This is a genomic window from Xenorhabdus lircayensis (genome assembly GCF_016306625.1).
Taxonomy (GTDB): Bacteria; Pseudomonadota; Gammaproteobacteria; order Enterobacterales; family Enterobacteriaceae; genus Xenorhabdus; species Xenorhabdus lircayensis.
This window is the reverse complement of the sequence record NZ_JACOII010000049.1, coordinates 40326-63581: the sequence shown is the minus strand read 5'-3', so window position 1 is coordinate 63581 and position 23256 is coordinate 40326. Positions and strand designations below refer to the sequence as shown.

At 45.1% G+C, this 23256-nt stretch carries 23 protein-coding genes; 5 read left to right on the top strand and 18 right to left on the bottom strand.

All coding sequences use genetic code 11. The features are described from left to right. Nucleotides 1-31: 31 nt before the first annotated feature. The 15 genes from tolR to sdhC form a co-directional block, all read right to left on the bottom strand. Entirely contained in the window at nucleotides 32-457 is a 426-nt protein-coding gene (gene tolR, locus H8A87_RS14500) for a colicin uptake protein TolR (RefSeq protein WP_198690659.1), read from the bottom strand. A gap of 24 nt (nucleotides 458-481) precedes the next feature. Then, complete coding sequence (tolQ, locus tag H8A87_RS14495; protein WP_198690658.1) at nucleotides 482-1171, bottom strand: Tol-Pal system protein TolQ; 690 nt, start codon at nucleotides 1169-1171, stop codon at nucleotides 482-484. Further along, nucleotides 1168-1572 carry a tol-pal system-associated acyl-CoA thioesterase gene (gene ybgC, locus H8A87_RS14490; RefSeq protein WP_198690657.1) on the bottom strand — a complete coding sequence of 135 codons (405 nt, stop codon included), beginning with the start codon at nucleotides 1570-1572 and terminating at the stop codon, nucleotides 1168-1170. The genes tolQ and ybgC overlap by 4 nt, the downstream gene beginning before the upstream one ends. A gap of 114 nt (nucleotides 1573-1686) precedes the next feature. After that, the gene (ybgE, locus tag H8A87_RS14485) at nucleotides 1687-1974 is read right to left on the bottom strand and encodes a cyd operon protein YbgE (RefSeq protein WP_198690656.1); all 288 of its coding nucleotides are present in this window, start codon (nucleotides 1972-1974) and stop codon (nucleotides 1687-1689) included. Continuing rightward, complete coding sequence (gene cydX, locus H8A87_RS14480) at nucleotides 1964-2089, bottom strand: cytochrome bd-I oxidase subunit CydX (protein ID WP_198690655.1); 126 nt, start codon at nucleotides 2087-2089, stop codon at nucleotides 1964-1966. Before cydX ends, ybgE begins: the two co-directional genes overlap by 11 nt. A gap of 11 nt (nucleotides 2090-2100) precedes the next feature. Beyond that, nucleotides 2101-3240: a cytochrome d ubiquinol oxidase subunit II gene (cydB, locus tag H8A87_RS14475; RefSeq protein WP_198690654.1), complete on the bottom strand. Its 1140-nt coding sequence runs from the start codon at nucleotides 3238-3240 to the stop codon at nucleotides 2101-2103. 14 nt (nucleotides 3241-3254) lie between these two features. After that, a complete protein-coding gene (gene cydA, locus H8A87_RS14470) occupies nucleotides 3255-4826 on the bottom strand; it encodes a cytochrome ubiquinol oxidase subunit I (RefSeq protein WP_198690653.1) in 1572 nt (523 codons plus the stop codon). 647 nt (nucleotides 4827-5473) lie between these two features. After that, nucleotides 5474-6343 (bottom strand): succinate--CoA ligase subunit alpha, encoded by an 870-nt coding sequence (gene sucD, locus H8A87_RS14465; RefSeq protein ID WP_198690652.1) that lies wholly within the window; start codon nucleotides 6341-6343, stop codon nucleotides 5474-5476. Next, entirely contained in the window at nucleotides 6343-7509 is a 1167-nt protein-coding gene (gene sucC, locus H8A87_RS14460; RefSeq protein WP_198690651.1) for an ADP-forming succinate--CoA ligase subunit beta, read from the bottom strand. Before sucC ends, sucD begins: the two co-directional genes overlap by 1 nt. Nucleotides 7510-7668: 159 nt before the next feature. Next, on the bottom strand, nucleotides 7669-8886 hold the full coding sequence (gene odhB, locus H8A87_RS14455; RefSeq protein WP_198690650.1) for a 2-oxoglutarate dehydrogenase complex dihydrolipoyllysine-residue succinyltransferase: 1218 nt from the start codon (nucleotides 8884-8886) through the stop codon (nucleotides 7669-7671). 13 nt (nucleotides 8887-8899) lie between these two features. After that, the gene (sucA, locus tag H8A87_RS14450) at nucleotides 8900-11707 is read right to left on the bottom strand and encodes a 2-oxoglutarate dehydrogenase E1 component (protein WP_198690649.1); all 2808 of its coding nucleotides are present in this window, start codon (nucleotides 11705-11707) and stop codon (nucleotides 8900-8902) included. Nucleotides 11708-12042: 335 nt separating this feature from the next. Next, complete coding sequence (locus H8A87_RS14445) at nucleotides 12043-12759, bottom strand: succinate dehydrogenase iron-sulfur subunit (protein ID WP_198690648.1); 717 nt, start codon at nucleotides 12757-12759, stop codon at nucleotides 12043-12045. A gap of 37 nt (nucleotides 12760-12796) precedes the next feature. After that, entirely contained in the window at nucleotides 12797-14563 is a 1767-nt protein-coding gene (sdhA, locus tag H8A87_RS14440; protein ID WP_198690647.1) for a succinate dehydrogenase flavoprotein subunit, read from the bottom strand. After that, nucleotides 14564-14911, bottom strand: coding sequence for a succinate dehydrogenase membrane anchor subunit (gene sdhD, locus H8A87_RS14435; protein WP_198690646.1), 348 nt, complete (start codon nucleotides 14909-14911; stop codon nucleotides 14564-14566). Next, nucleotides 14905-15294 carry a succinate dehydrogenase cytochrome b556 subunit gene (gene sdhC, locus H8A87_RS14430; RefSeq protein ID WP_198690666.1) on the bottom strand — a complete coding sequence of 130 codons (390 nt, stop codon included), beginning with the start codon at nucleotides 15292-15294 and terminating at the stop codon, nucleotides 14905-14907. The genes sdhD and sdhC overlap by 7 nt, the downstream gene beginning before the upstream one ends. A gap of 626 nt (nucleotides 15295-15920) precedes the next feature. On the opposite strand from sdhC, the gene H8A87_RS14425 reads away from it, so the two are divergent. Further along, on the top strand, nucleotides 15921-17204 hold the full coding sequence (locus H8A87_RS14425; protein ID WP_198690645.1) for a citrate synthase: 1284 nt from the start codon (nucleotides 15921-15923) through the stop codon (nucleotides 17202-17204). Between the two features lie 166 nt (nucleotides 17205-17370). Further along, nucleotides 17371-17727, top strand: coding sequence for a S66 peptidase family protein (locus H8A87_RS14420; RefSeq protein WP_332460378.1), 357 nt, complete (start codon nucleotides 17371-17373; stop codon nucleotides 17725-17727). Between the two features lie 11 nt (nucleotides 17728-17738). Here H8A87_RS14420 and H8A87_RS14415 read toward each other — a convergent pair whose 3' ends face one another. Then, a complete protein-coding gene (locus tag H8A87_RS14415) occupies nucleotides 17739-18509 on the bottom strand; it encodes an AraC family transcriptional regulator (protein WP_198690643.1) in 771 nt (256 codons plus the stop codon). Nucleotides 18510-18630: 121 nt separating this feature from the next. Here H8A87_RS14415 and H8A87_RS14410 point away from each other — a divergent pair, with 121 nt between their 5' ends. Beyond that, nucleotides 18631-19785 carry an MFS transporter gene (locus tag H8A87_RS14410; RefSeq protein ID WP_198690642.1) on the top strand — a complete coding sequence of 385 codons (1155 nt, stop codon included), beginning with the start codon at nucleotides 18631-18633 and terminating at the stop codon, nucleotides 19783-19785. Between the two features lie 70 nt (nucleotides 19786-19855). On the opposite strand, the gene H8A87_RS14405 is transcribed toward H8A87_RS14410, so the two are convergent. Both H8A87_RS14405 and H8A87_RS14400 read right to left on the bottom strand, forming a co-directional pair. Next, entirely contained in the window at nucleotides 19856-20599 is a 744-nt protein-coding gene (locus tag H8A87_RS14405) for a type 2 GTP cyclohydrolase I (protein ID WP_198690641.1), read from the bottom strand. A gap of 296 nt (nucleotides 20600-20895) precedes the next feature. After that, the gene (locus H8A87_RS14400) at nucleotides 20896-21105 is read right to left on the bottom strand and encodes a YbfA family protein (protein ID WP_198690640.1); all 210 of its coding nucleotides are present in this window, start codon (nucleotides 21103-21105) and stop codon (nucleotides 20896-20898) included. A 350-nt stretch (nucleotides 21106-21455) separates the two neighbouring features. Between H8A87_RS14400 and kdpF the strand changes: the two genes are divergently transcribed. Together kdpF and kdpA are read left to right on the top strand one after the other, a co-directional pair. Beyond that, entirely contained in the window at nucleotides 21456-21545 is a 90-nt protein-coding gene (kdpF, locus tag H8A87_RS19955) for a K(+)-transporting ATPase subunit F (RefSeq protein WP_198690639.1), read from the top strand. Continuing rightward, nucleotides 21546-23243: a potassium-transporting ATPase subunit KdpA gene (gene kdpA, locus H8A87_RS14390; protein WP_198690638.1), complete on the top strand. Its 1698-nt coding sequence runs from the start codon at nucleotides 21546-21548 to the stop codon at nucleotides 23241-23243. The last annotated feature ends 13 nt before the right edge of the window (nucleotides 23244-23256 follow it).

Below are 23256 nucleotides of genomic sequence, written 5' to 3'. Positions count from 1 at the left end.
GATATCCAGAAACTTTAAGTAACAGCCGCTGTCAGGCTCCGATAGGCTGGGTCATTAAACCCACCGATTTTACACCCGCCTGACGAAGCATATTCAGTGCCTTGATAATTTCATCATAAGGAACTTCCTTAGAGCCACCAATTAGGAAAACCGTTTTCGGATTGGCTTTCATCAAGGTTTGGGCCTCAGCAACGATTTGCTGTTCAGGTAACAATTCCAAACGTTCCTGATTAACGACCATGTTGTACTGCCCTACCCCAGAAACTTCTACAATGACCGGTGGATTATCAGAGCTAGAAACTGTTTTTGAATCCACCGCTTCAGGTAAATCGACTTCTACGCTTTGCGTGATAATCGGTGCTGTTGCCATGAAGATCAGCAACAACACTAGCAACACGTCCAGCAAGGGGACGATATTGATCTCGGATTTTAGCTCACGTCTGCGACTACGCACCATTCGCTGATTTCCCCTTACGATTTATTACGACTTATTAGTATTGGAAGCAAAAGCCTGACGATGCAGAATGGCCAAAAATTCTTCCATAAAGTTATCGTAGATTTGTTCTAGTTTGTTGACGCGCTGGGTCAGACGGTTATAGGCCATCACCGCAGGAATTGCAGCAAACAGGCCGATCGCTGTTGCAATCAGAGCTTCTGCAATACCGGGGGCAACCATTTGCAAAGTTGCCTGCTTTACGGCTCCCAAGGCGATAAAGGCATGCATAATTCCCCAAACCGTGCCAAACAGCCCAATATAAGGGCTGATGGAACCCACAGTTCCCAGAAACGGAATGTGATTTTCCAATGTTTCTAGTTCACGATTCAGTGAGATGCGCATGGCACGGGCAGCCCCTGTGATAACGGCCTCTGGTGCGTGGCTATTTGCCTGATGCAAACGAGCAAATTCTTTAAAACCAGAATGGAAAATCTGTTCAGTACCACTTAACGAATCACGGCGTGACTGACTTTCTTTATAAAGACGAGATAATTCAATACCCGACCAAAATTTATCTTCAAATGCTTCCGCCTCACGGCTTGCAGCATTAAGGATCTTTGTTCGTTGAATAATGATTGCCCAGGAGACGATAGAAAAGCCGATCAAAATCAACATGATCAGCTGCACTAAGAAGCCTGCCTTAAGAAATAAATCAAGGATGTTCATGTCAGTCACTGCTTAAACTCCGCGACAATAGACTTTGGAAGCGCAATAGGCTTCATTTGAGATGAATTTACGCAGACAACCAAACATTCTGCGCTGCTGACAACTACACCATTGCAATCAACAATTTGTTGAATAAATGTCAGTGAAGCGCCACGGATATTCGTAATCTCGCTTTCAACAAACAGCTGATCATCCAGTTTTGCTGGTTTCCGATAGTCAATAGTCATGCGGCTAACAACAAAGCCAACTTGCTCATCTAGCATATACTGTTGGTGGAAACCCTTGTCACGCAACATCTCTGTACGAGCTCTTTCGTAAAAGACCAAATATCGGGCGTGATAGACCACACCACTAGCATCTGTGTCTTCGTAGTAAACACGGATAGGCCAACGGAACAACATATTACTCATATAATCCTAATTAGGCGAATTGACGCTGTCACTATACTTAAGACAATAGCGCTTTGGAATGACTTGTCAGTAAAAAAATTTTATAGGCTAACAACCTATAAAATTATAATTAGTTTACTTAAAGAAATGATATAAGCCAAAAAGAAGAATGAAAAATGCAGGTAATGGATGAAAAAATAGATGCCAGATAATACGTTTAGGATGAAATCCGACACCAAAAGTGACGCCAGAACAAACCGCCCAGATCAATAAGATACCTTGCCATATTGGTAGTGAGCTGGTATTGGCAGCAAAACGCGCCGGGTCCCAGAACACACATGAAGCAAGCACCAAAGCTATGATGAGGATAAGGGCCCTCAATAGGCCCTTATCCATAAGTTGGTAGCATTTATCAGCCAACATTATTTTCGTCACTCTCAATCGCTTTTTGTGATTCGTTATGCTCAAGTGCCAAGGCTGCAATGACAGCGAAACTACAAGCTAAGAGCGTTCCGAGAATCCAAGCAAAATACCACATGCCGATGCTCCTTAGTACAATGAGTTTTTGTTGTTTTCAATGTAGTTCTTATCCAAACGCCCAAAGGTTTTGTAGTAACACCAGATGGTGTAAGACAGCACGATAGGAACGAAGATAAGTGCAACAACTAACATGACTTGCAACGTCCACTGACTGGATGTTGCATCCCACATAGTCAAGCTGACATTAGGATCAAGGCTTGATGGCATCACAAATGGGAACATAGCAACACCTGAAGTCAGAATAATGCAAGCTACCGTCAATGACGAGAACAGGAATGCCCAAGCCCCTTTATCCATCCGAGTTGCTAGCATAGTTAGCAGAGGGAGAAGCACACCCAGTGCTGGTATTACCCACAGAATCGGATAGTTATTGAAGTTAGTCAGCCACGCGCCTGCCTGCTGAACAACTTCTTTATGCAGCGGGTTAGATGGTGCATTCACATTCAGGCCGCCTGTTACCGCATAACCGTCAATGCCATAAATCAGCCATATTCCTGCAAGTAAGAATGCAACTGCCGTTATCGCTGCACAAACATGAGTTGCGGTACGGGAACGCAGATGCAATTCGCCAGTTGTACGCATTTGCAGATAAGTTGCACCCTGTGTCACGATCATCATCAGGCTAATCACACCAGCCAGCAAGCCATAAGGATTCAGCAAGCCGAAGAACGAGCCCTCATAGGAAACACGCAGGTAGGAGTCCATCGCTAGCGGTACACCTTGCAGCAAGTTACCAAATGCAACACCGATAACCAGAGCAGGAACGAAACTACCGATAACCAGCCCCCAGTCCCACATGCTACGCCATTTGCTGCTTTCCAGTTTTGAGCGATAATCAAAACCAATCGGGCGGAAAAATAACGCGGCCAATACTAGGATCATTGCCACATAGAAGCCAGAGAATGCAGCAGCGTATACCATTGGCCATGCAGCAAACAGGGCACCACCTGCGGTAATTAACCAAACTTGGTTACCATCCCAATGTGGGGCAACTGAGTTAATCATGATGCGACGTTCGGTATCATTTTTACCAATGATTCGCAGCAGGATACCTACCCCCATGTCGAAACCATCAGTCACTGCGAAACCGATCAGTAACACACCAATCAGCAGCCACCATATAAATCGTAGTACGTCATAATCAAGCATAAGTGGACTCCTGCTTACTCAATATTGTTCGCTGAAGAAGCTATTTTCTGTTCAAAGTGGTAGCGTCCTGTCTTGAGGCTGCTTGGGCCAAGACGGGCAAATTTGAACATCAAAAACATCTCTGCGATCAAGAACAAGGTGTACAGACCACAAATCAGTACCATTGAGAAAATGAGATCGCCCACACTGCGTGTTGAAGTAGCAACAGCGGTTGGCAGAACTTCACCAATTGCCCAAGGCTGACGGCCATATTCTGCAACGAACCATCCGGATTCAATAGCAATCCACGGTAATGGAATGCTGAACAGTGCAGCACGCAACAACCATTTATGTTGACCGATACGGTTGCGAATAACGCTCAGGAATGACAGACCGATGATCAGCAGCATAATAAAGCCTGAGGCAATCATGATGCGGAATGCAAAGTAGAGCGGTGCTACACGTGGAATAGAATCTTTCGCTGCGGCTTTAATCTGTTCTTCTGTCGCATCGGTTACGTTTTGGGTATAACGTTTCAAGAGCATGCCGTAGCCAAGATCTTTCTTGCTTTCATTGAATGCACTGCGAACACTTGGATCAATATTTCCCGAACGCAGCTCTTCCAGTAATTCATATGCCTTGATACCGTTACGGATACGCTGCTCATGCTGCCCCATCAAATCACGCAGACCAACAACTGGCGTATCTGTAGAGCGAGTGGCAATCAACCCCAAAACGTAAGGAATTTGGATGGAGTATTTGTTTTCCATTTTGTCCTGATCGGGAATACCAATCAGCGTGAATGAAGCCGGAGGTGGCTGAGTTTCCCATTCTGCTTCAATCGCAGCTAGTTTGGTTTTCTGCACATCCCCCATTTCATATCCAGATTCATCACCCAGAATAATGACAGACAGTATTGCAGCCATACCAAAACTTGCAGCAATTGCAAAAGATCGTTTGGCAAACGCGAAATCGCGCCCTTTAAGCAGATAGTAAGAGCTGATGCCCAATACAAAAATGGCACCTGTAACATAACCGGCAGCAACAGTATGAACGAACTTCACCTGAGCCACTGGGTTAAGTACCAATTCACTGAAACTCACCATTTCCATTCGCATGGTTTCAAAGTTGAAATCAGACGCAATCGGGTTTTGCATCCAACCATTCGCAACCAGAATCCATAATGCAGAGAAGTTAGAGCCTAATGCAACCAGCCAGGTAACCGCCAAATGTTGTTTCTTACTCAGGCGATCCCATCCGAAGAAAAACAGACCAACGAATGTGGATTCGAGGAAAAATGCCATCAGACCTTCGATGGCCAGCGGCGCACCGAAAATATCACCAACGTAATGTGAGAAATATGACCAGTTGGTTCCGAACTGGAACTCCATGGTCAAGCCCGTTGCGACACCCAGAGCAAAGTTAATACCAAATAACTTACCCCAGAATTTTGTCATATCTTTATAGATTTGTTTGCCAGAAAGAACATATACCGTTTCCATGATCGCAAGCAGAAACGCCATACCAAGCGTTAATGGCACGAACAGAAAATGGTACATAGCAGTTAAGGCAAACTGTAATCGTGACAGTTCGACAATATCAAACATCTTGACTCCTTGCTCCTAGCAGGAAGACACCGACTTGCGGCAACCCGACTTCGTGAAATGAAAGTCTCGTAACTACCAGCAATAAATGCCTCAAACACAATAATAAATTATTAACTAAAGCAAAATTCAGTATATACCACAATAATATTACGCCTATATTTACATACAATAAATAGATTTTACGTGACTCAGCTTAGAATTCTGAATATAGGTCAACAATGCCATACGTTCTCAGGCTAATATCTATGTATCTTAGATCAATTTAATCAAGTTTAGCGAATACATTCCAGTATAATAAATTGATTTTAATCAATTTTTTCTTTGTTTTGTTAAGCTTTGCACCTATTATTTCATTCTGGTTTATCGGGTGTTAATGAATTGTTATTCGTAATGAGTTGTAATATATTTTTTGCTGTAAAAAGCATTAGAAAATTAACTTTTCATTTTCATTCTTGAAAATATATATTTTTTTTCAATATTTAGAATTAAATTAATCAAATAAATAATATTTCCCAAATCCAGTTAAATTAAATTTAAAAATAACACATCTTATAAATTAACTAACCTACTGTTAATGCTACAAATAAAAATAAAAAGACCACCCTGAGGTAGCCTTTTTCTATAAAAATAGCTTATTTTGAAACTAGTTATGCCAATAACTCTTTTACAGCATCGCCAATGTCAGCAAGACTGCGAACAGTTTTCACACCTGCGGCTTCCAATGCAGCAAACTTCTCGTCTGCTGTCCCTTTACCACCTGCGATAATCGCTCCCGCATGTCCCATTCGCTTACCTTTAGGTGCAGTCACACCCGCAATATAAGCAACAACAGGTTTAGTCACATGCTCTTTAATATAAGCGGCAGCTTCTTCTTCTGCTGTACCACCGATTTCACCAATCATAACAATGGCTTCTGTCTGTGGATCTTCTTGGAACAGTTTCAGAATATCGATAAAGTTTGAACCCGGGATAGGATCACCACCGATACCAACACAGGTAGATTGCCCTAACCCAGTGTCAGTAGTCTGCTTAACCGCTTCATAGGTCAATGTACCAGAACGGGATACAATCCCCACTTTACCCGCTTTGTGAATGTGGCCTGGCATGATACCGATTTTACATTCACCAGGAGTAATCACTCCCGGACAATTAGGGCCGATCATGCGAACACCCGCTTGATCCAGTTTTACCTTCACTGTCAGCATATCGAGCGTCGGAATACCTTCTGTAATAGTGATGATCAGTTTAATACCTGCATCAATCGCTTCCAGAATAGAATCTTTACAGAATGGCGCTGGAACATAAATGACAGAAGCTGTCGCACCAGTCGCTTCAACCGCTTCACGCACGGTATTGAATACAGGCAGCCCCAAATGCTCAGTACCACCTTTACCCGGTGTAACGCCACCAACCATTTGAGTGCCGTAAGCCATCGCCTGTTCAGAGTGGAAAGTACCTTGACTACCAGTAAAACCCTGACAAATCACTTTGGTGTTTTTATCGATTAAAATAGACATTATTTATTCCCCGCTGCTGCTACTGCCTGTTTAGCTGCGTCTGTCAAACTGGTCGCTGCAATGATGTTCAAACCACTGTCTGCCAATTTTTTAGCGCCTAGTTCAGCATTGTTTCCTTCTAAACGAACGACTACTGGTACGTTAACTCCTACTTCTTCTACCGCACCAATAATACCGTCAGCAATCAGGTCACAGCGGACGATACCACCAAAGATATTTACAAAAACAGCTTTGACATTTTCATCTGACAAGATGATCTTGAATGCTTCGGTAACACGCTCTTTTGTCGCGCCACCACCCACATCAAGGAAGTTTGCCGGTGCACCGCCGTGCAGTTTGACAATGTCCATAGTTCCCATTGCCAGACCTGCACCGTTCACCATACAACCAATGTTGCCATCCAGCGCAACATAGTTCAGTTCCCATTGTGCAGCCTGAGCTTCACGTGGATCTTCCTGTGAAGGATCGTGCATTTCACGCAGTTCAGCCTGACGGAACATCGCGTTGCCATCGGCACTCAGTTTCCCATCCAGGCAGATAAGATCACCTTGAGTAGTAATAACCAGCGGGTTGATTTCAACTAGAGCCAAATCACGCTCCAGGAACAGGTTTGCCAATCCCAAGAAAATCTTGGTAAATTGACCAATCTGCTTACCAGTCAAACCGAGTTTAAACGCTAATTCACGGCCTTGGTACGGCATAGGGCCAGTCAGTGGGTCGATAATTGCTTTATGAATCAGCTCGGGCGTTTCTTCCGCCACTTTTTCTATTTCGACACCACCTTCAGTAGAGGCCATGAATACTACACGACGTGTACCACGATCAACAACAGCACCGAGATACAGCTCCTTGGCAATATCGGTTGCTCCTTCTACCAAGATCTGATGAACAGGCTGCCCCTGTACATCTGTTTGGTAAGTTACCAGTCGTTTACCCAGCCATTGTTCAGCAAAAGCACGGATATCTTCCTTGCTGTTGACGACTTTCACGCCACCAGCCTTACCGCGGCCACCTGCATGAACCTGACATTTAACGACCCAAGGGCCTGAACCAATCTTGGATGCTGCTTCTTCTGCTTCGCGCGGAGTGGTACAAGCATAGCCAGCAGGAGCTGGTAAACCATACCGTGCGAAAAGTTGTTTTGCCTGATACTCGTGTAAATTCATGATGTTCTATCCATAATTTGATCTAAGAAAGGTAAATTACCTTCTATTTTGTTGCTCTGGATATGACCAGCCCGAAGGCTGGCCTGCATATACATTTTTACATCAACGTCGTACTACTTCAGACTTGGCGGAGTTCAACACTCTCCGTCGGTAGTGATGCTATACATCCAGCAACAAACGTGTTGGATCTTCCAGCATTTCTTTGATGGTTACCAAGAAGCCCACAGACTCGCGGCCGTCAACCAGACGGTGATCATAGGACAACGCCAGATACATCATTGGGAGGATCTCAACCTGACCATTGACTGCCATTGGACGATCTTTAATGGCATGCATGCCAAGGATCGCACTTTGCGGTGGGTTAATGATCGGTGTGGACATCAGGGAGCCGAAAACACCGCCGTTAGTAATGGTGAAATTACCGCCAGTGAGTTCTTCAACGGTCAATTTACCGTCGCGGCCTTTAATAGCCAGCTCTCTGATGCTTTTCTCAATATCAGCCATGCTCAGTGCATCTGCATCACGCAATACTGGTGTAACCAGACCACGTGGTGTAGATACAGCAATGCTGATATCAAAATAGTTGTGGTAAACCACGTCAGTACCATCAATGGAAGCATTAACTTCTGGATAGCGTTTCAGTGCTTCAACCACCGCCTTCACATAGAAAGACATGAAGCCCAAACGCATACCATGACGTTTTTCAAACACATCACCGTACTGCTTACGCAATTCTTGAATTGGCTTCATGTTGACTTCATTGAAAGTCGTCAACATGGCTGTATTGTTTTTCGCTTCAAGCAGACGTTCTGCAACACGCTTGCGCAGACGAGTCATTGGAACGCGTTTTTCACTGCGATGTGGTAGTAAGGATGGCTGTGCAGCAGATGCCGATGCCGCAGGTTTCTCACTCTCTTTTTTATTCGAAGCAATATATTTTTCTACGTCTTCGCGAACAATACGTCCACCAACGCCACTGCCTTTAATTGCAGCAGGATCTAAATCATGCTCTGCAATCAGACGACGAACGGCTGGGCTCAGTGCGTCATTGTTTTCTTCTTCTAAAGAAGCCGTCTGGCGCTGCGCTGGTGTTGCTTCTGTTTTTTCTTTTATGTCAGCAGGCATGCCTGTGCTGTCACCCAGACGGATACGGCCAAGCAGTTGCCTGGACAGTACAGTGGCTCCCTCTTCTTCCAAAATAGCTTCCAGAACACCCGCTTCACTTGCGGGTACTTCCAGAACAACTTTGTCAGTTTCAATTTCAACCAGCACTTCGTCACGCTCTATGGTGTCACCTGGTTTTTTATGCCACGTCGCAACAGTGGCATCTGCAACAGATTCAGGAAGGTCTGGAACCAGAATTTCTACGCTACTCATTTTCTATCCTTATTTATTCAACGTTCAGTGCGTCATCAACCAGTGCTTTCTGTTGCTGCTGGTGAACAGACGTATATCCCACAGCCGGGGAAGCAGATGCTGGGCGACCTGCATAACGTAAAGAAGCCCCAAATGGGATCACTTCACGGAAATTATGTTGACTGCAATACCAAGCCCCTTGGTTCAGTGGCTCTTCCTGACACCAGACGAAGTCATGAACATGGGCATACTCCTCAAGCAGAGTTTGCAAATGCTGCCGTGGGAATGGATACAGCTGTTCAATACGCACGATAGCGACATTGGCCTGTTCATTCTTACGACGCTGTTCCAGCAGATCGTAATAAACTTTACCGGAACAAAGTACAACGCGTTTGACATCTTTTGGATCCAAAGCGTCAACTTCACCAATCACTGGCTCGAATTTACCGTTAGCCAATTCATCCAGACTAGATACAGCCAATGGATGACGTAGCAGTGATTTAGGTGACATAACGATGAGCGGACGGCGCATACCACGCAGAGCCTGACGGCGCAGCATGTGATAAACCTGAGCTGGAGTCGACGGTACGCAAACCTGCATATTTTGCTCTGCGCACAATTGCAGATAACGTTCCAGACGTGCCGATGAGTGCTCTGGTCCCTGTCCTTCATAACCATGCGGCAACAGCATAACCAGACCACACATACGGCCCCATTTCTGTTCGCCGGAGCTGATGAATTGGTCAATCACAATCTGAGCCACATTGGCAAAGTCACCAAACTGGGCTTCCCAAATCGTCAAGGCACGAGGTTCTGTTGTTGCATAACCGTATTCAAACGCCAGTACCGCTTCCTCTGAAAGTACAGAGTCCCATACGTTGAATACACCCTGAGCATTGTGGACATTTGCCAAAGGCACATAAACAGAAGCATTGGTTTGATTATGAACAACGGCATGGCGGTGGAAGAAAGTACCACGACCCGCGTCTTCACCGGAGAGACGTACAGGAATACCTTCATCAACCAGTGTCGCGTAAGCCAGTGTTTCCGCCCCACCCCAGTCAAACAATTTATTGCCGTTAGCCATTTCTGCACGGTCGCCGTAGATTTTCGCAACACGTGAATGCATTTCTACTTCAGCAGGAACGGTACTAATGCGCTTACCAAGATCTTGTAAACGTTTCATATCCACTTTATGTGGATAGTCTTCATCCCATTCGTGGTTCAGGTACGGCTCCCATGTGAATGAGTGCAGCCCCATCGGACGCCATTCATCAACGACACACTCACCATGATCCAGGGCATCACGATACAGATTAACCATCTCAGTGATATCATTGGCAGCCAGTAAACCTTCCGCTACCAGCTTATCTGCATAGATTTTGCGTGCTGTTGGCTGTTTTTTGATTTGCTGGTACATCAGCGGCTGAGTTGCACTTGGCTCATCAGCTTCGTTATGACCGTGGCGACGGTAGCAAACCAGATCGATCATCACGTCACGTTTGAAGGTATTACGGAAATCAAGCGCCAGACGGGTAACAAATGCAACGGCTTCCGGATCATCCGCGTTAACATGGAAAATCGGTGCCTGAACCATCTTCACAATATCAGTACAATATTGTGTTGAACGAGAATCTTTCGGATTAGAAGTGGTGAAACCAATCTGGTTGTTAACCACAATACGAACAGTACCGCCAACTTCATAGCCGCGAGCCTGGGACATATTCAGTGTTTCCTGAACAATCCCCTGTCCTGTTACTGCTGCATCACCATGAATGGTGACTGGCAGAACCATATTACTGCGGCCTTCATCAAGGCGATCACGGCGGGCACGCACTGAACCGATAACAACAGGGCTGACAATTTCAAGGTGAGACGGGTTAAAGGCCAGTGCCAGATGCACCAAACCGCCTTCGGTTTCAAAATCAGAAGAGAAACCTTGATGGTATTTCACATCACCCGTACCAAGATGTTCTTTGTGTTTACCTGCAAACTCGTCGAACAGGTCAGACGGTTTTTTACCCAAGAGATTGACCAGAACGTTGAGACGACCACGGTGAGCCATTCCCAGAACAACTTCGCGAGTATCTTGTTTACCAGCGTGACGGATCAACTCTTTCAACATAAGGATAAGTGCGTCACTACCTTCCAGAGAGAAACGTTTCGCCCCAGGGAACTTAGCACCTAAATAGCGCTCCAACCCTTCAGCTGACGTTAACTCTCTCAGGAAACGATGTTTTTCTTCCTCATAGAACTGTGAATTCACTGCCACAGATTCTAGGCGTTGCTGAATCCAACGTTTTTCTTCTGTATTGGTGATATGCATATATTCCGCACCAATTGAACCGCAATAAATGCGTTTCAGCGCGTCATACAGATCAGCCAATTTCATCGTCTCTTTACCAATGGCAAAAGAGCCCACATTAAACGTTTCTTCAAAATCCGCTTTTGTTAAATTATGGAAAACAGGATCGAGATCGGGTACAGGTTCCTGTTTCCATAATCCCAATGGATCAAGGTTTGCATTTTGATGTCCGCGGAAGCGGAATGCGTTGATGAGCTGCAAAACTTTGACTTGTTTTGCATCCATTGCTGGATCGCTAACTGAAGAGTGGTAACGCGTGGCGTCCTTTGCCAGACGACGGAAGTAATCACGTGTCTGTGAGTGAAGTTGTTCCCCGCTAAGCCCTATATCCGGTAATTGTTGGAAGATTTCTCTCCAACTTGCATCAACAGAGTTAGGATCGGTTATATAGTCTTCATAGATTTGCTCTATGTAAGACTGGTTTGCACCAGCCAGAAAGCTTGAGTCCAGCCAGTCCTTCATTGCGCCGTTCTGCATTGTGATCCCTTAAGCTTTAAAAGCTTTAGTTTTCGCCGTGGTTAACAAATACCGCTTAATTAGCGGTGTTGATAAAAGGTTCATTTGGACGTGCTTAATGCATGTTCTCTATTTGGGTTTTCCTACCCTTCAAGGAACCTTTAAAAACTGAATAACAGTTTTTAAAGGTTCCTTTATTTAGAAACATACGCCGTCTTTTGCAGTAGGCAATTTATCATTTTTCATTCTTTACGCCCTCCACCGGTTCGATATTTATTTCAAAAATGTGGAGGGCAACATTATATGCACTATTTACACGCGATTTATGCGTTATTTATACACGAAATATCTTTATTCTATGCGCTGTGTTTCAGCAGCATAGATTTAATATGACCAATCGCTTTTGTCGGATTCAGCCCTTTAGGACACACACTGACGCAGTTCATGATCCCATGGCAGCGGAAAACACTGAACGCATCATTCAGATTATCCAATCGTGAAGACGTTTCAGTATCACGGCTGTCAATCAAGAAACGGTATGCAGCCAAAAGCCCGGCTGGGCCAATAAATTTATCTGGGTTCCACCAGAACGACGGACAAGACGTCGAGCAGCAGGCACACAAGATACATTCATATAAGCCATCCAGTTTTTCACGCTGTTCCGGTAATTGCAGGTGCTCACGCGCTGGCGGGTTTTTACCGTCATTAATCAGGTAAGGACGGATTTTCTCATATTGCGCGTAGAACTGCCCCATATCAACAACCAGATCGCGAACCACTGGCAAACCAGGCAATGGACGAATAACAATCTTCTTATTGCCACGACGAAGTGCTGAAACTGGCGTAACACATGCCAAACCGTTTTTACCGTTCATATTCACGCCGTCAGAACCACACACGCCCTCACGACAAGAACGGCGGAATGCCAGAGTTGGATCCTGCTCTTTTAACTGGATGAGCGCATCCAGCAACATCATGTCACGACCTTCCTGTGCTTCCAGCGTGTAGTCCTGCATACGGGGTACAACGTCTACATCTGGATTATAACGATAAATCGAGAATTCAAGTTTCATAATCTATTTCTCCGCAACTGGAACATCAGCAACGCAATTAGTAAGAACGCACTTTCGGCGGGAAAGCTTCACGCAGCGTCGGCTGCATGTTCACTTCGCGACGAGTCATGCTCTCAGTTTGCGGTAAATACAGGCTATGGCACAGCCAGTTGGCATCATCACGCTCTGGATAGTCAAAACGGCTGTGAGCACCACGGCTTTCTGTGCGGAAATTCGCAGCAACTGCAGTCGAATAAGCGGTTTCCATCAGGTTATCCAACTCCAGACATTCGATGCGCTGGGTATTGAATTCTGATGAAATATCATCCAGACGGGCATTTTGCAGGCGTTCACGGATGACTTTCAGCTCCTCCAGCCCTTTTGCCATAGCCTCACCTTCGCGGAATACTGAGAAGTTATTCTGCATGCAGGATTGCAAGGCCTTGCGGATTTCAACCGGATCTTCACCTGAACGGGTGTTATTCCAACGATTCAGACGTTGCAGTGCAACATCAACATCGGATTCGCTAGCATCACAACTGGTTCCTTGTTCCATCAGGCACTCTTTCAAATGCAGACCTGCGGAGCGACCGAATACCACCAGATCGAGCAGTGAGTTACCACCGAGACGGTTTGCTCCGTGAACGGATACACAGGCAATTTCACCCACAGCAAACAAGCCCGGAATCACAACGTCTTCGCCTTTTTCGTTGACGGTCAATGCCTGACCGGTGATCTTGGTTGGAATACCGCCCATCATATAGTGGCAGGTTGGAATAACCGGAATCGGCTCTTTCACCGGATCGACGTGAGCGAAAGTACGGGATAATTCGAGAATACCCGGCAAACGGGATTCCAATACATCCTTGCCCAGATGATCCAGTTTCAATTTCGCGTGAGGTCCCCATGGCCCATCACAACCACGGCCTTCACGGATTTCAATCATGATGGAACGTGCGACTACATCACGCCCAGCAAGATCTTTAGCATTTGGTGCATAACGCTCCATGAAGCGCTCACCATCTTTATTCAGCAGATAACCACCTTCACCACGGCAGCCCTCTGTGACCAGAACGCCCGCACCAGCAATACCGGTTGGGTGGAATTGCCACATTTCCATGTCCTGTACAGGAACACCAGCACGCAGCGCCATACCAACACCATCACCCGTATTGATATGCGCATTGGTTGTAGATTGGTAAATACGACCAGCACCACCAGTTGCCAGAATGGTTGCCTTGGCTTTGAAATAAACCACTTCACCGGTTTCAATGCAGATAGCAGTACAACCAACAACCGCACCATCCTGATTCTTGACCAGATCCAATGAATACCACTCGGAGAAAATAGTCGTATGATTCTTCAAATTCTGCTGATACAAAGTATGCAGTAAAGCATGACCAGTACGGTCAGCGGCAGCGGCAGTGCGGGCAGCCTGTTCGCCACCAAAATTTCGGGATTGCCCACCAAATGGACGTTGATAAATACTGCCATCATCCAAACGGGAGAATGGCAGCCCCATGTGTTCCAGTTCCAAAATTGCTTCTGGGCCAGTCTTACACATGTATTCAATGGCATCTTGATCACCGATATAATCGGAACCTTTCACCGTATCATACATATGCCATTCCCAGTTATCGTCATGGGTATTGCCCAGAGCAACGGTAATTCCGCCCTGCGCTGAAACAGTATGAGAACGAGTTGGAAACACCTTGGAAATCAAGGCACAGGATAAACCCATTTGTGAAATTTGCAGTGCAGCACGCATACCTGCGCCACCAGCACCAATAACAACAGCGTCAAATTCTCTTACTGGCAATTTCATTTATGCACCCCACACAACAATTGTTCCGTAAATCAAATAAGTCAACAGCGCCACAATAATCACCAGTTGCAGCACCAGACGCAGTGCGAGTGGCTTGACATAATCTGTCAGCACCTGCCACATGCCAATCCATGCGTGCACCAGAATAGAAAGCAGTGCCAACACTGTGAACACTTTAGTGAGAGATGAAGAAAAGAAACCACGCCAGACTTCATAGGTAATATCCGACGTTGTTGCAACAAACCCAACGAGGTAGAGGACGTACAAAACAATAACAATTGCAGATGCACGTAGTAGCAGCCAGTCCTGAATACCCGTACGACCCAATGCGGATGCGTTGCTTACCATAATAGTACCCCAGCCAGAATAGACAGAATAACCGCGATCACTATTGCTACTTTGGCAGACGCACTACCGGTAGCGAGGTTTTCTTCCAAGAAACCAAAATCCATCAGTACATGGCGAATACCCCCACAGATGTGGTAAGCCAACGCCGTCAATATCCCCCACAGGATAAATTTGGCGAAGAAGCCAGTCATGATTTCAGATGCTTGTAGGAATCCCTCCTGCGAAGACAGTGACATACCCAACAACCACAGCAAAATACCAACTGCGATAAAGGTGATGACGCCTGAGATACGGTGCAAGATCGATGCTATCGCGGAAACGGGTTGGTCAATCGTCCGCAGATCAAGGTTGACAGGTCTTTGTTTTTTCACAATTTTGCCCACAAAGCTTTTTTTATTTTCCATCCTCCGGTCCTGGGCGGGAATCAGACAGCGCTAAGAGGATACAAAGACACAACATAATTAAATTAACAATCCTTATTGCATGTTCATCATAAAGTTGTGATTTGGTTACGCTGGGTGCTCCTACATCAGGGTAATCCGGAGACCTGACGGAAGTATAAGTACTTCACATTGTTATTACAATTCCCACACAATATGATTATTAACATTTAGCTTGAACAGTGAGTAAGATCACGCTTCAAACATTTATCATAAAAACCATTATCTTGTTTGACAAAGATTAAACATTTACCTTACATAGATGTCGTTATATATTATTTGTCGTCGTTTTTCGATGAAAAAGTAAACTTAATGAAAAATAGAGTTATGTAAAAAGTATCGTATTAAGCACAAAATGGTAACATTTGATGTTAATAATACTTTAGATATAGCTCCCAGAAACTTTTTAACAACCTGAAAACCATTGTCGTCCGTAATGAGATTTCAGCGTTAAGTGTGATACCAGCCTGATTTTAAATTCTCTCCGGTAGCACAATGCCTTCGGCACAGTATAAATTGCGCCTAGCTGGTTGTTATGGGTTACAAAAATAAGCGCTAAGGAGATGTAAATGGCTGATAAAAAGGCTACGTTGGACATAAATGGTTCAGCTGCTATCGAACTAGACGTACTAACGCCGACCCTAGGTTCTGAAGTGATTGACGTTCGTACCCTTGGCTCAAAAGGCTTCTATACCTACGATCCTGGCTTTACTTCCACTGCCTCTTGTGAGTCGAAAATCACCTATATTGATGGCGATGAAGGCATTTTGCTGCACCGTGGTTTTCCCATCGATCAGCTTGCAACGGAATCAACCTATCTGGAAGTCTGTTACATCCTACTGTACGGCGAACCGCCAACACCTGAAGAATACGAAAAATTCAAAATAACGGTGACTCGCCACACGATGATCCACGAACAGATCACTCGTCTGTTCCACGGTTTCCGCCGGGATTCCCACCCAATGGCTGTACTTTGTGGTGTGACAGGCGCGCTGGCTGCCTTCTATCATGATGCACTGGATGTCCATAATCCCCGCCACCGTGAAATCACTGCTTACCGCCTGTTGTCCAAAATGCCAACCGTGGCAGCGATGTGTTACAAATATTCACTTGGGCAGCCTTTCGTTTATCCACGTAACGATCTTTCTTATTCGGCTAACTTCCTGCACATGATGTTCTCAACACCTTGTGAAGAATATAAGGTTAATCCAGTGCTGGAACGCGCCATGGACCGCATTTTCATTCTGCATGCGGATCATGAACAGAATGCTTCGACTTCAACGGTACGTACTGCGGGTTCTTCCGGTGCCAATCCATTTGCCTGTATCGCCGCTGGTATTGCATCCCTGTGGGGGCCTGCACATGGTGGTGCAAACGAAGCCTGTCTGCGTATGCTGGAAGAGATCCAAACCGTCGAACACATTCCTGAATTCATCGCACGCGCCAAAGATAAAAACGACTCTTTCCGCCTGATGGGCTTTGGTCACCGTGTTTACAAAAACTACGATCCTCGCGCGACAGTGATGCGTGAAACCTGCCATGAAGTATTGAATGAGCTTGGCTTGAATGACAGCCTGCTGGAAGTGGCGATGGAGCTGGAACGTATTGCTCTGAACGATCCGTACTTTATTGAGAAGAAACTGTATCCGAACGTCGATTTCTATTCTGGGATTATCCTGAAAGCGATGGGCATTCCATCGTCCATGTTCACCGTGATTTTCGCCATTGCCCGTACTATTGGCTGGATTGCGCACTGGAATGAAATGCACGATGACGGCTTGAGGATCGCACGCCCACGTCAGCTTTATACTGGCCACACCAAACGCGATTTCAAAAGTCAGTTAAAGAAGTAATTTAGTCAGTCCAATAACACTATTCAGAATGTGAATAGTGTATTTCTGCACCTCTCATGTCGGTTTTTATTCTAGCATCGGAGGTGTAGTTTTTTATGGTTAGATATCAATGATTGTTTTAATAACGAAAAGGATATGAGACCGCCATGATAATACCCTTTATGGAATCAGGGGAAGTGAATATATGCCTGAAATTAAACAGGGTGATATTCTACTAACTGAAGACTGTTTCGAAGGGATAAATGAGGTTGAACGTGCTTTTGCCCACCTTCTGCTATGTGGGATCTTTGATAGAGTTTCAGAAGTTATTCTTGGAAAACATGAACAGTTTGATGATCAAGGGACGGGAAGAAACTCTCTGGATGTTCTTAAAGAAGTTCTAAACGGTAAAGAAATTCCTATTCTGGCAGACTTTGATTGTTGTCATACACACCCGATGTTCACCATGCCTTTAGGCGTTGATCTTGTCATCGACTTTGACTCCGAATCCGTTTTCCTACCAGAATCATGGTGTTCAAATTAATTATTTTGATTTCATCTCCCTGAGCCCACCATATACTCCCTTGGTGGCTTTCCCATGGCTTTGCGGAAAAACGTCACAAACGCACTATCATTGGCAAAACCCAGTTCCTGTGCAACATAGGATAAAGTTTTATTCTGTGCCAATAACTCTATCGCCTTTACCAATCGCCATTGTTGCCGCCACTGCTGATAATTCATTCCTGTTTCACGATGAAATATCCGAGTAATGGTTTTCTCACTGGCACCGATATAAGTAGTGAGCATGTGTAATGGTGGCGGTAATTGTTCAAGTGATAAACGCGCTAAACGCCGATCAAAAGGCAGCGGCAATAAAGTTGGCTCCCTACGCGCCTCACGAATCTCATCAAAAAATACAGCCAGCAAATGTGCTCCCCTTCCCTGATACCAATCAGAATTGAAAGAAGATATCGCAATGCGCTCCAAAAGCGCCTGTAATAATGGTGTAGTTTCCAGTACTTCACTTTGCGCTGAAATCAATTCAGTCTCAGAGACATTCAGATAAATAGAACGATACCCCACCGAACCGCGCATTTCTGCACGATGCTGTGTCTTGGGGGGTATCCATGCCGCTCTGGTTGGCGGCAAAATAGAGATCTTATTTTCCAGTGTAATCTTGATACAACCTCGTCGGGTAAACAGTAATTGCCCCATATCGTGCTGATGGACGCCAGAATCATGCTGCCCCATCTCTGCTGCGATCCCTATCACAGGCACATTCAAACTGTCAGGATCAAAATGATCACTTTGCCGCAACCACGCCATGCTAACTCCCGCCATCCAATGTCCGGTTATATAAATATATTGTCTTTATTATCATAAAAAGACATAAATCGGAATGCTAATCTTTCAAGCCATTACTCACTTATCATCAGAAGACAAAATCATGCAAACCAAACCCTCTCTTTGGCTCACCATCGTATTGATGATGTTTCCGCAGATCGTAGAAACCATCTATAGTCCTGCATTAACCAATATTGCCAGTGGATTTTCTGTCAGCTCAGAACAGGCGGCTCAGACACTATCACTCTATTTTTTTGCTTTTGCCTTCGGTGTCGTCGTCTGGGGACGCATGTGTGATGTGATTGGCAGACGCCCGACCATCATTGCCGGTCTTTCACTCTATGGACTCGCTTCTCTGCTGACATTGTTAACCCAACAATTCTGGTTATTACTCGTTGCCCGAATGTTATCGGCTTTCGGTGCAGCAGTCGGCTCTGTCGGCACACAGACCATCATGCGTGATGCTTATCGTGGTGAAGAATTGGCTCGTGTTTTTTCCATCATGGGCATTGCCTTAGCCGCCAGCCCTGCTATTGGCATGATCAGCGGCTCAACATTAAACTATTTTGCTGGCTATAAAGCGGTCTTTACTGGACTAGCCATTCTGGCAGGCCTCCTGACCTGTTGGTCTATTGCTCGATTGCCAGAAACTCGTCCTATTAACGTGACAAAAGTGGCGCTATTCGACACTGCAATCATGATGTTCAAAGATATTTCGATTTGGCGAAATGCGTTTCTGATCGCATTTTTCAATATTTGTCTGTTCAGCTATTACCAATTGGCCCCATTTCGTTTCGAGCAATTTGGATTATCACAGGAAGTGTTTGGTTATACTGGCCTGTTATTAACTTTGGGCGTCGGATTAGGCTCGTTATTAAACAAATACCTATTAAAGAATCAGTGGATATCCGTCAAATTAATTAACCTTGCCGCATTGATTATTTTATTGAGTGGGATTGGTGTATATCTGCTCGAAAATAGCTGGCTATTTATTTTTCCTATGCTGGGAGTGGTTATCGCTTACGGACTTGCTATCCCTAATATTCTAGCATCTGCATTAAGTCACTATAGGGATCGGTTGGGTACGGCTGGCGCTTTACTGGGGCTCTTTTACTATTTGCTGCTAGGTCTTGGTTTGGCATTAGCCGGCTGGAGCCAGGCATTGGGCAGCGTGCTGATCTGTTGTGGGATCGCAGTGGTTCTTTTAATATTTTCCTCAACAGTACTTTCCTCAACAACACCTTCCTTAAAAAAATAAATCAGTTTTAAACGCCCCCAATATTCCTAAATGGAATAGAATTTGGGGGCCAGACAAACGAGCGAAAACATCAAGCTGGGTTAGAAATATCGATAAAAGTCACATCCAACCCATGATGATTCGCCAGCCATTCACCGAGCACTTTGATACCATAGCGCTCTGTTGCATGATGTCCAGCGGCAAAGAAATGCAGCCCCATCTCACGGGCAACATGGATCGTCTTTTCTGATACTTCTCCCGTCACAAAAGCATCAACACCAAACTCAGCCGCCTGCTCAATAAAGCTCTGACCGCCGCCGGTACACCATGCCAGTGTACGAATTTCTTCTGGCGCATTATCTCCGCAATGCAGTATCCCGCGCCCCAATCTTTTTTCAAGTCGCTCAGTCAATTCTGCCGGTGTGATAGGCTGATCAAAAACACCATGAGGAAGTAGAGAATCGATATTGCCTATGATCTTCACGCCCATCTGGCGCGCCAATTGGACATTGTTGCCCAATGTAGGATGAGCATCCAGCGGGAGATGATAACCATACAGGTTGATATCATTACAGAGCAGCGTTTGCAAACGGCGACGCTTCATTCCACGGATAACGGGAGATTCATTCTTCCAAAAGTATCCATGATGAACGATAACAGCATCCGCTTCTAGGCGAACCGCTTCGTCCAACAATGCCTGACTGGCTGTCACGCCTGTAACCACCCGCTGAACATGGGGACGGCCTTCCACTTGCAATCCATTGGGGGCATAGTCTTGAAATTCACGGATATTCAGTTCCGTATTGAGCACATGTTCCAATTCAACATTGTTCATCACATTCCCCCTGTCACTTAACTTTTTCACCATAAAATACATACCTGCCATGAATTAAGTCAATGCATTCGCCAAATTGCCGATACCTTTCATCTTCCAAGCCGAAATATCTTTGGTATAGATGTACGTCTTCATCTTAATAGCATATAAAACAAAACACCTCGCCAGAATAAACTAGCAAGGTGTCAAAATACCATATTCAAAATGTTATATTCAAAATACCATCAGACAAAAAACACTAAGAATGGGAACCTGAGAGACGGAAAAGTGCCATTAGGCTCCGTCATAATAAGATCTTAGCGATTTCTAGTACCTGCGGCTATTTCTGAACTTTCCAACCATACTGGCTTATCGCTGGTTTTTACCCATACTTTATGCAGATAACTGTAAAAACGGGCACGATCACGGCGAAACAGCATGACAGGAAGCGCAATGACGCCCAGTACTATAGCGCCAATTCGCCGCAAGAGAACCTGATGCCAAGAGTATTCACGATATATAGACATTGGTACCCTCCTCATGGGTTTAACCTGTAATATGTACAAAATTTTACCTGATAAAATGAAAACTTACTACTCATCCGACCACTTTTTAGTGGTATAAATCACCTTTTTTTCTTATTACGTAATTTAATTACAAAAACAATACCTAAACAGAAACAAAACCAACAATTTGAAAACAAAAAATTAACCCGCCAGAGTTTGCTACACTTGCCTTAATAACGTCTTATCAATTAATTCCGCTTGTCATTTATACTTTTTTTACGCTTTCAGGGTCTCTTTTAACAACTTCTTTGTATGGTCATTCCTATGCTGTAACTGACTAGTTCTTAAAGAAATAAGCAAGGAGAAACACCGTGACTATATTCCCCATCATTGGCATTTTTCTGGTGATGCTATTACTGAGCTATCTGATTTATGCGTTATTAAATGCGGAGGATTTCTAAATGGCAGCCTCCGCTTTTCTACTGATTGCCAGTTTCCTGCTCATTCTGTTTTTATTGAGCAAGCCGCTCGGTAATCTGATTGCCAGTTTAGTCGAAGGAGAATTACCTCGCTGGCTAACGAAAGCAGAAACGAGCCTGTGGCGTTGCTGTGGTCTGCAAAAGCCCGGCAACGACATCAAAGAAATGAACTGGTGGCAATATGCCCTCGCCATCCTCACCTTCAATATCGCAGGATTATTGTTGCTGTTTATCCTGCTGGTAAGTCAGGGACACTTGCCACTGAATCCACAGCATTTTGCTGGCATGAGATGGGATCTGGCACTTAATACCGCAATCAGTTTTATCACTAATACCAATTGGCAAGCTTACAGCGGAGAAAATACCCTCAGTTATCTGAGCCAAATGGCGGGGTTAACTGTTCAAAACTTTCTGTCTGCGGCAACAGGAATTTCAGTGGCTTTTGCCTTAATGCGGGCATTTTCCCGTCAAGGCACTAAAACATTGGGAAATGCGTGGATCGATATTACGCGTATTACTTTATATCTCTTGCTTCCACTCGCGATCATCGTTGCCTTGTTCTTCGTCAGTCAAGGCGTCATCCAAAACTTTTCCCCCTATGTCCTCGTCCACACCCTTGAGGATCAACAACAATGGCTTCCCATGGGGCCTGTTGCTTCTCAAGAAGCAATAAAACTCTTGGGAACAAATGGTGGTGGATTTTTTGGGGCAAACTCTGCCCATCCATTTGAGAATCCAACCTCACTCAGTAATTTTGTACAAGTCCTGGCCATTTTCTTAATCCCCTGCGCGCTGTGTTTCGCATTCGGTTTGGTCGTTGGAGATAATCGACAGGGATATGCCTTACTTTGGGCGATGAGTATTGTCTTTATTGTCGCCACGAGTGTTGTGATGTACGCCGAAATCGCGGGTAATCCCCACTTCATACAAACCAACATTAGTAGCCATTTTAATATGGAAGGAAAAGAATCCCGTTTTGGCATCCTTGCTTCCTCCCTTTATAGCGTAGTCACCACAGCGGCCTCCTGTGGTGCCGTAAATTCAATGCACGACTCCTTCACTGCACTGGGTGGCATGGTGCCACTCTGGTTGATGCAAATCGGTGAAGTGATATTCGGTGGTGTAGGCTCTGGCCTCTATGGCATATTGATATTCGCTCTGCTTGCCGTATTTATTGCAGGCTTGATGATTGGCCGCGCACCAGAATACCTCGGCAAAAAAATCGATGTCTATGATATGAAAATGGTCGCACTGGCAATTTTAGTCACCCCTTCGTTGGTCTTATTGGGAACCGATCTGGCTATTTCAACCGATGCCGGACGGAGCGCTATTACCAACCCCGGTGCTCATGGCTTTACTGAGGTACTCTATGCTCTCTCATCCGCAGCCAACAACAACGGCAGTGCCTTTGCCGGCCTGAATGCCAACAACGTCTTTTATAATCTGTTATTGGGAACGGTTATGTTTCTCGGACGTTTTGGCATCATTCTGCCTGTTCTGGCTATCGCAGGCTCCATGATTAGCAAAAAACGCCAACCTATCAGCAGTGGCACCCTACCGACCCAAGGCTTCCTCTTCGTCGGATTATTAATTCTGGTTATTTTACTGATCGGTGCACTCACATTTATTCCTGCTCTGGCTCTTGGCCCCATAGCAGAACATTTACAACTCTGGCAGTGAGCGGTGAGATAAC

Excerpts from the sequence above, each read along its gene's own strand:
- H8A87_RS14445 (WP_198690648.1), bottom strand. The coding sequence starts at position 12,759 with ATGAAACTTGAATTCTCGATTTATCGTTATAATCCAGATGTAGACGTT.
- ybgC (WP_198690657.1), bottom strand. The coding sequence starts at position 1,572 with ATGAGTAATATGTTGTTCCGTTGGCCTATCCGTGTTTACTACGAAGAC.
- kdpA (WP_198690638.1), top strand. The coding sequence starts at position 21,546 with ATGGCAGCCTCCGCTTTTCTACTGATTGCCAGTTTCCTGCTCATTCTG.
- cydA (WP_198690653.1), bottom strand. The coding sequence starts at position 4,826 with ATGTTTGATATTGTCGAACTGTCACGATTACAGTTTGCCTTAACTGCT.
- sucD (WP_198690652.1), bottom strand. The coding sequence starts at position 6,343 with ATGTCTATTTTAATCGATAAAAACACCAAAGTGATTTGTCAGGGTTTT.
- tolR (WP_198690659.1), bottom strand. The coding sequence starts at position 457 with ATGGTGCGTAGTCGCAGACGTGAGCTAAAATCCGAGATCAATATCGTC.
- odhB (WP_198690650.1), bottom strand. The coding sequence starts at position 8,886 with ATGAGTAGCGTAGAAATTCTGGTTCCAGACCTTCCTGAATCTGTTGCA.
- H8A87_RS14410 (WP_198690642.1), top strand. The coding sequence starts at position 18,631 with ATGCAAACCAAACCCTCTCTTTGGCTCACCATCGTATTGATGATGTTT.
- H8A87_RS14400 (WP_198690640.1), bottom strand. The coding sequence starts at position 21,105 with ATGTCTATATATCGTGAATACTCTTGGCATCAGGTTCTCTTGCGGCGA.
- sdhD (WP_198690646.1), bottom strand. The coding sequence starts at position 14,911 with ATGGTAAGCAACGCATCCGCATTGGGTCGTACGGGTATTCAGGACTGG.
- cydB (WP_198690654.1), bottom strand. The coding sequence starts at position 3,240 with ATGCTTGATTATGACGTACTACGATTTATATGGTGGCTGCTGATTGGT.
- H8A87_RS14415 (WP_198690643.1), bottom strand. The coding sequence starts at position 18,509 with ATGGCGTGGTTGCGGCAAAGTGATCATTTTGATCCTGACAGTTTGAAT.
- H8A87_RS14425 (WP_198690645.1), top strand. The coding sequence starts at position 15,921 with ATGGCTGATAAAAAGGCTACGTTGGACATAAATGGTTCAGCTGCTATC.
- ybgE (WP_198690656.1), bottom strand. The coding sequence starts at position 1,974 with ATGTTGGCTGATAAATGCTACCAACTTATGGATAAGGGCCTATTGAGG.
- cydX (WP_198690655.1), bottom strand. The coding sequence starts at position 2,089 with ATGTGGTATTTTGCTTGGATTCTCGGAACGCTCTTAGCTTGTAGTTTC.
- sucA (WP_198690649.1), bottom strand. The coding sequence starts at position 11,707 with ATGCAGAACGGCGCAATGAAGGACTGGCTGGACTCAAGCTTTCTGGCT.
- sucC (WP_198690651.1), bottom strand. The coding sequence starts at position 7,509 with ATGAATTTACACGAGTATCAGGCAAAACAACTTTTCGCACGGTATGGT.
- H8A87_RS14405 (WP_198690641.1), bottom strand. The coding sequence starts at position 20,599 with ATGAACAATGTTGAATTGGAACATGTGCTCAATACGGAACTGAATATC.
- sdhA (WP_198690647.1), bottom strand. The coding sequence starts at position 14,563 with ATGAAATTGCCAGTAAGAGAATTTGACGCTGTTGTTATTGGTGCTGGT.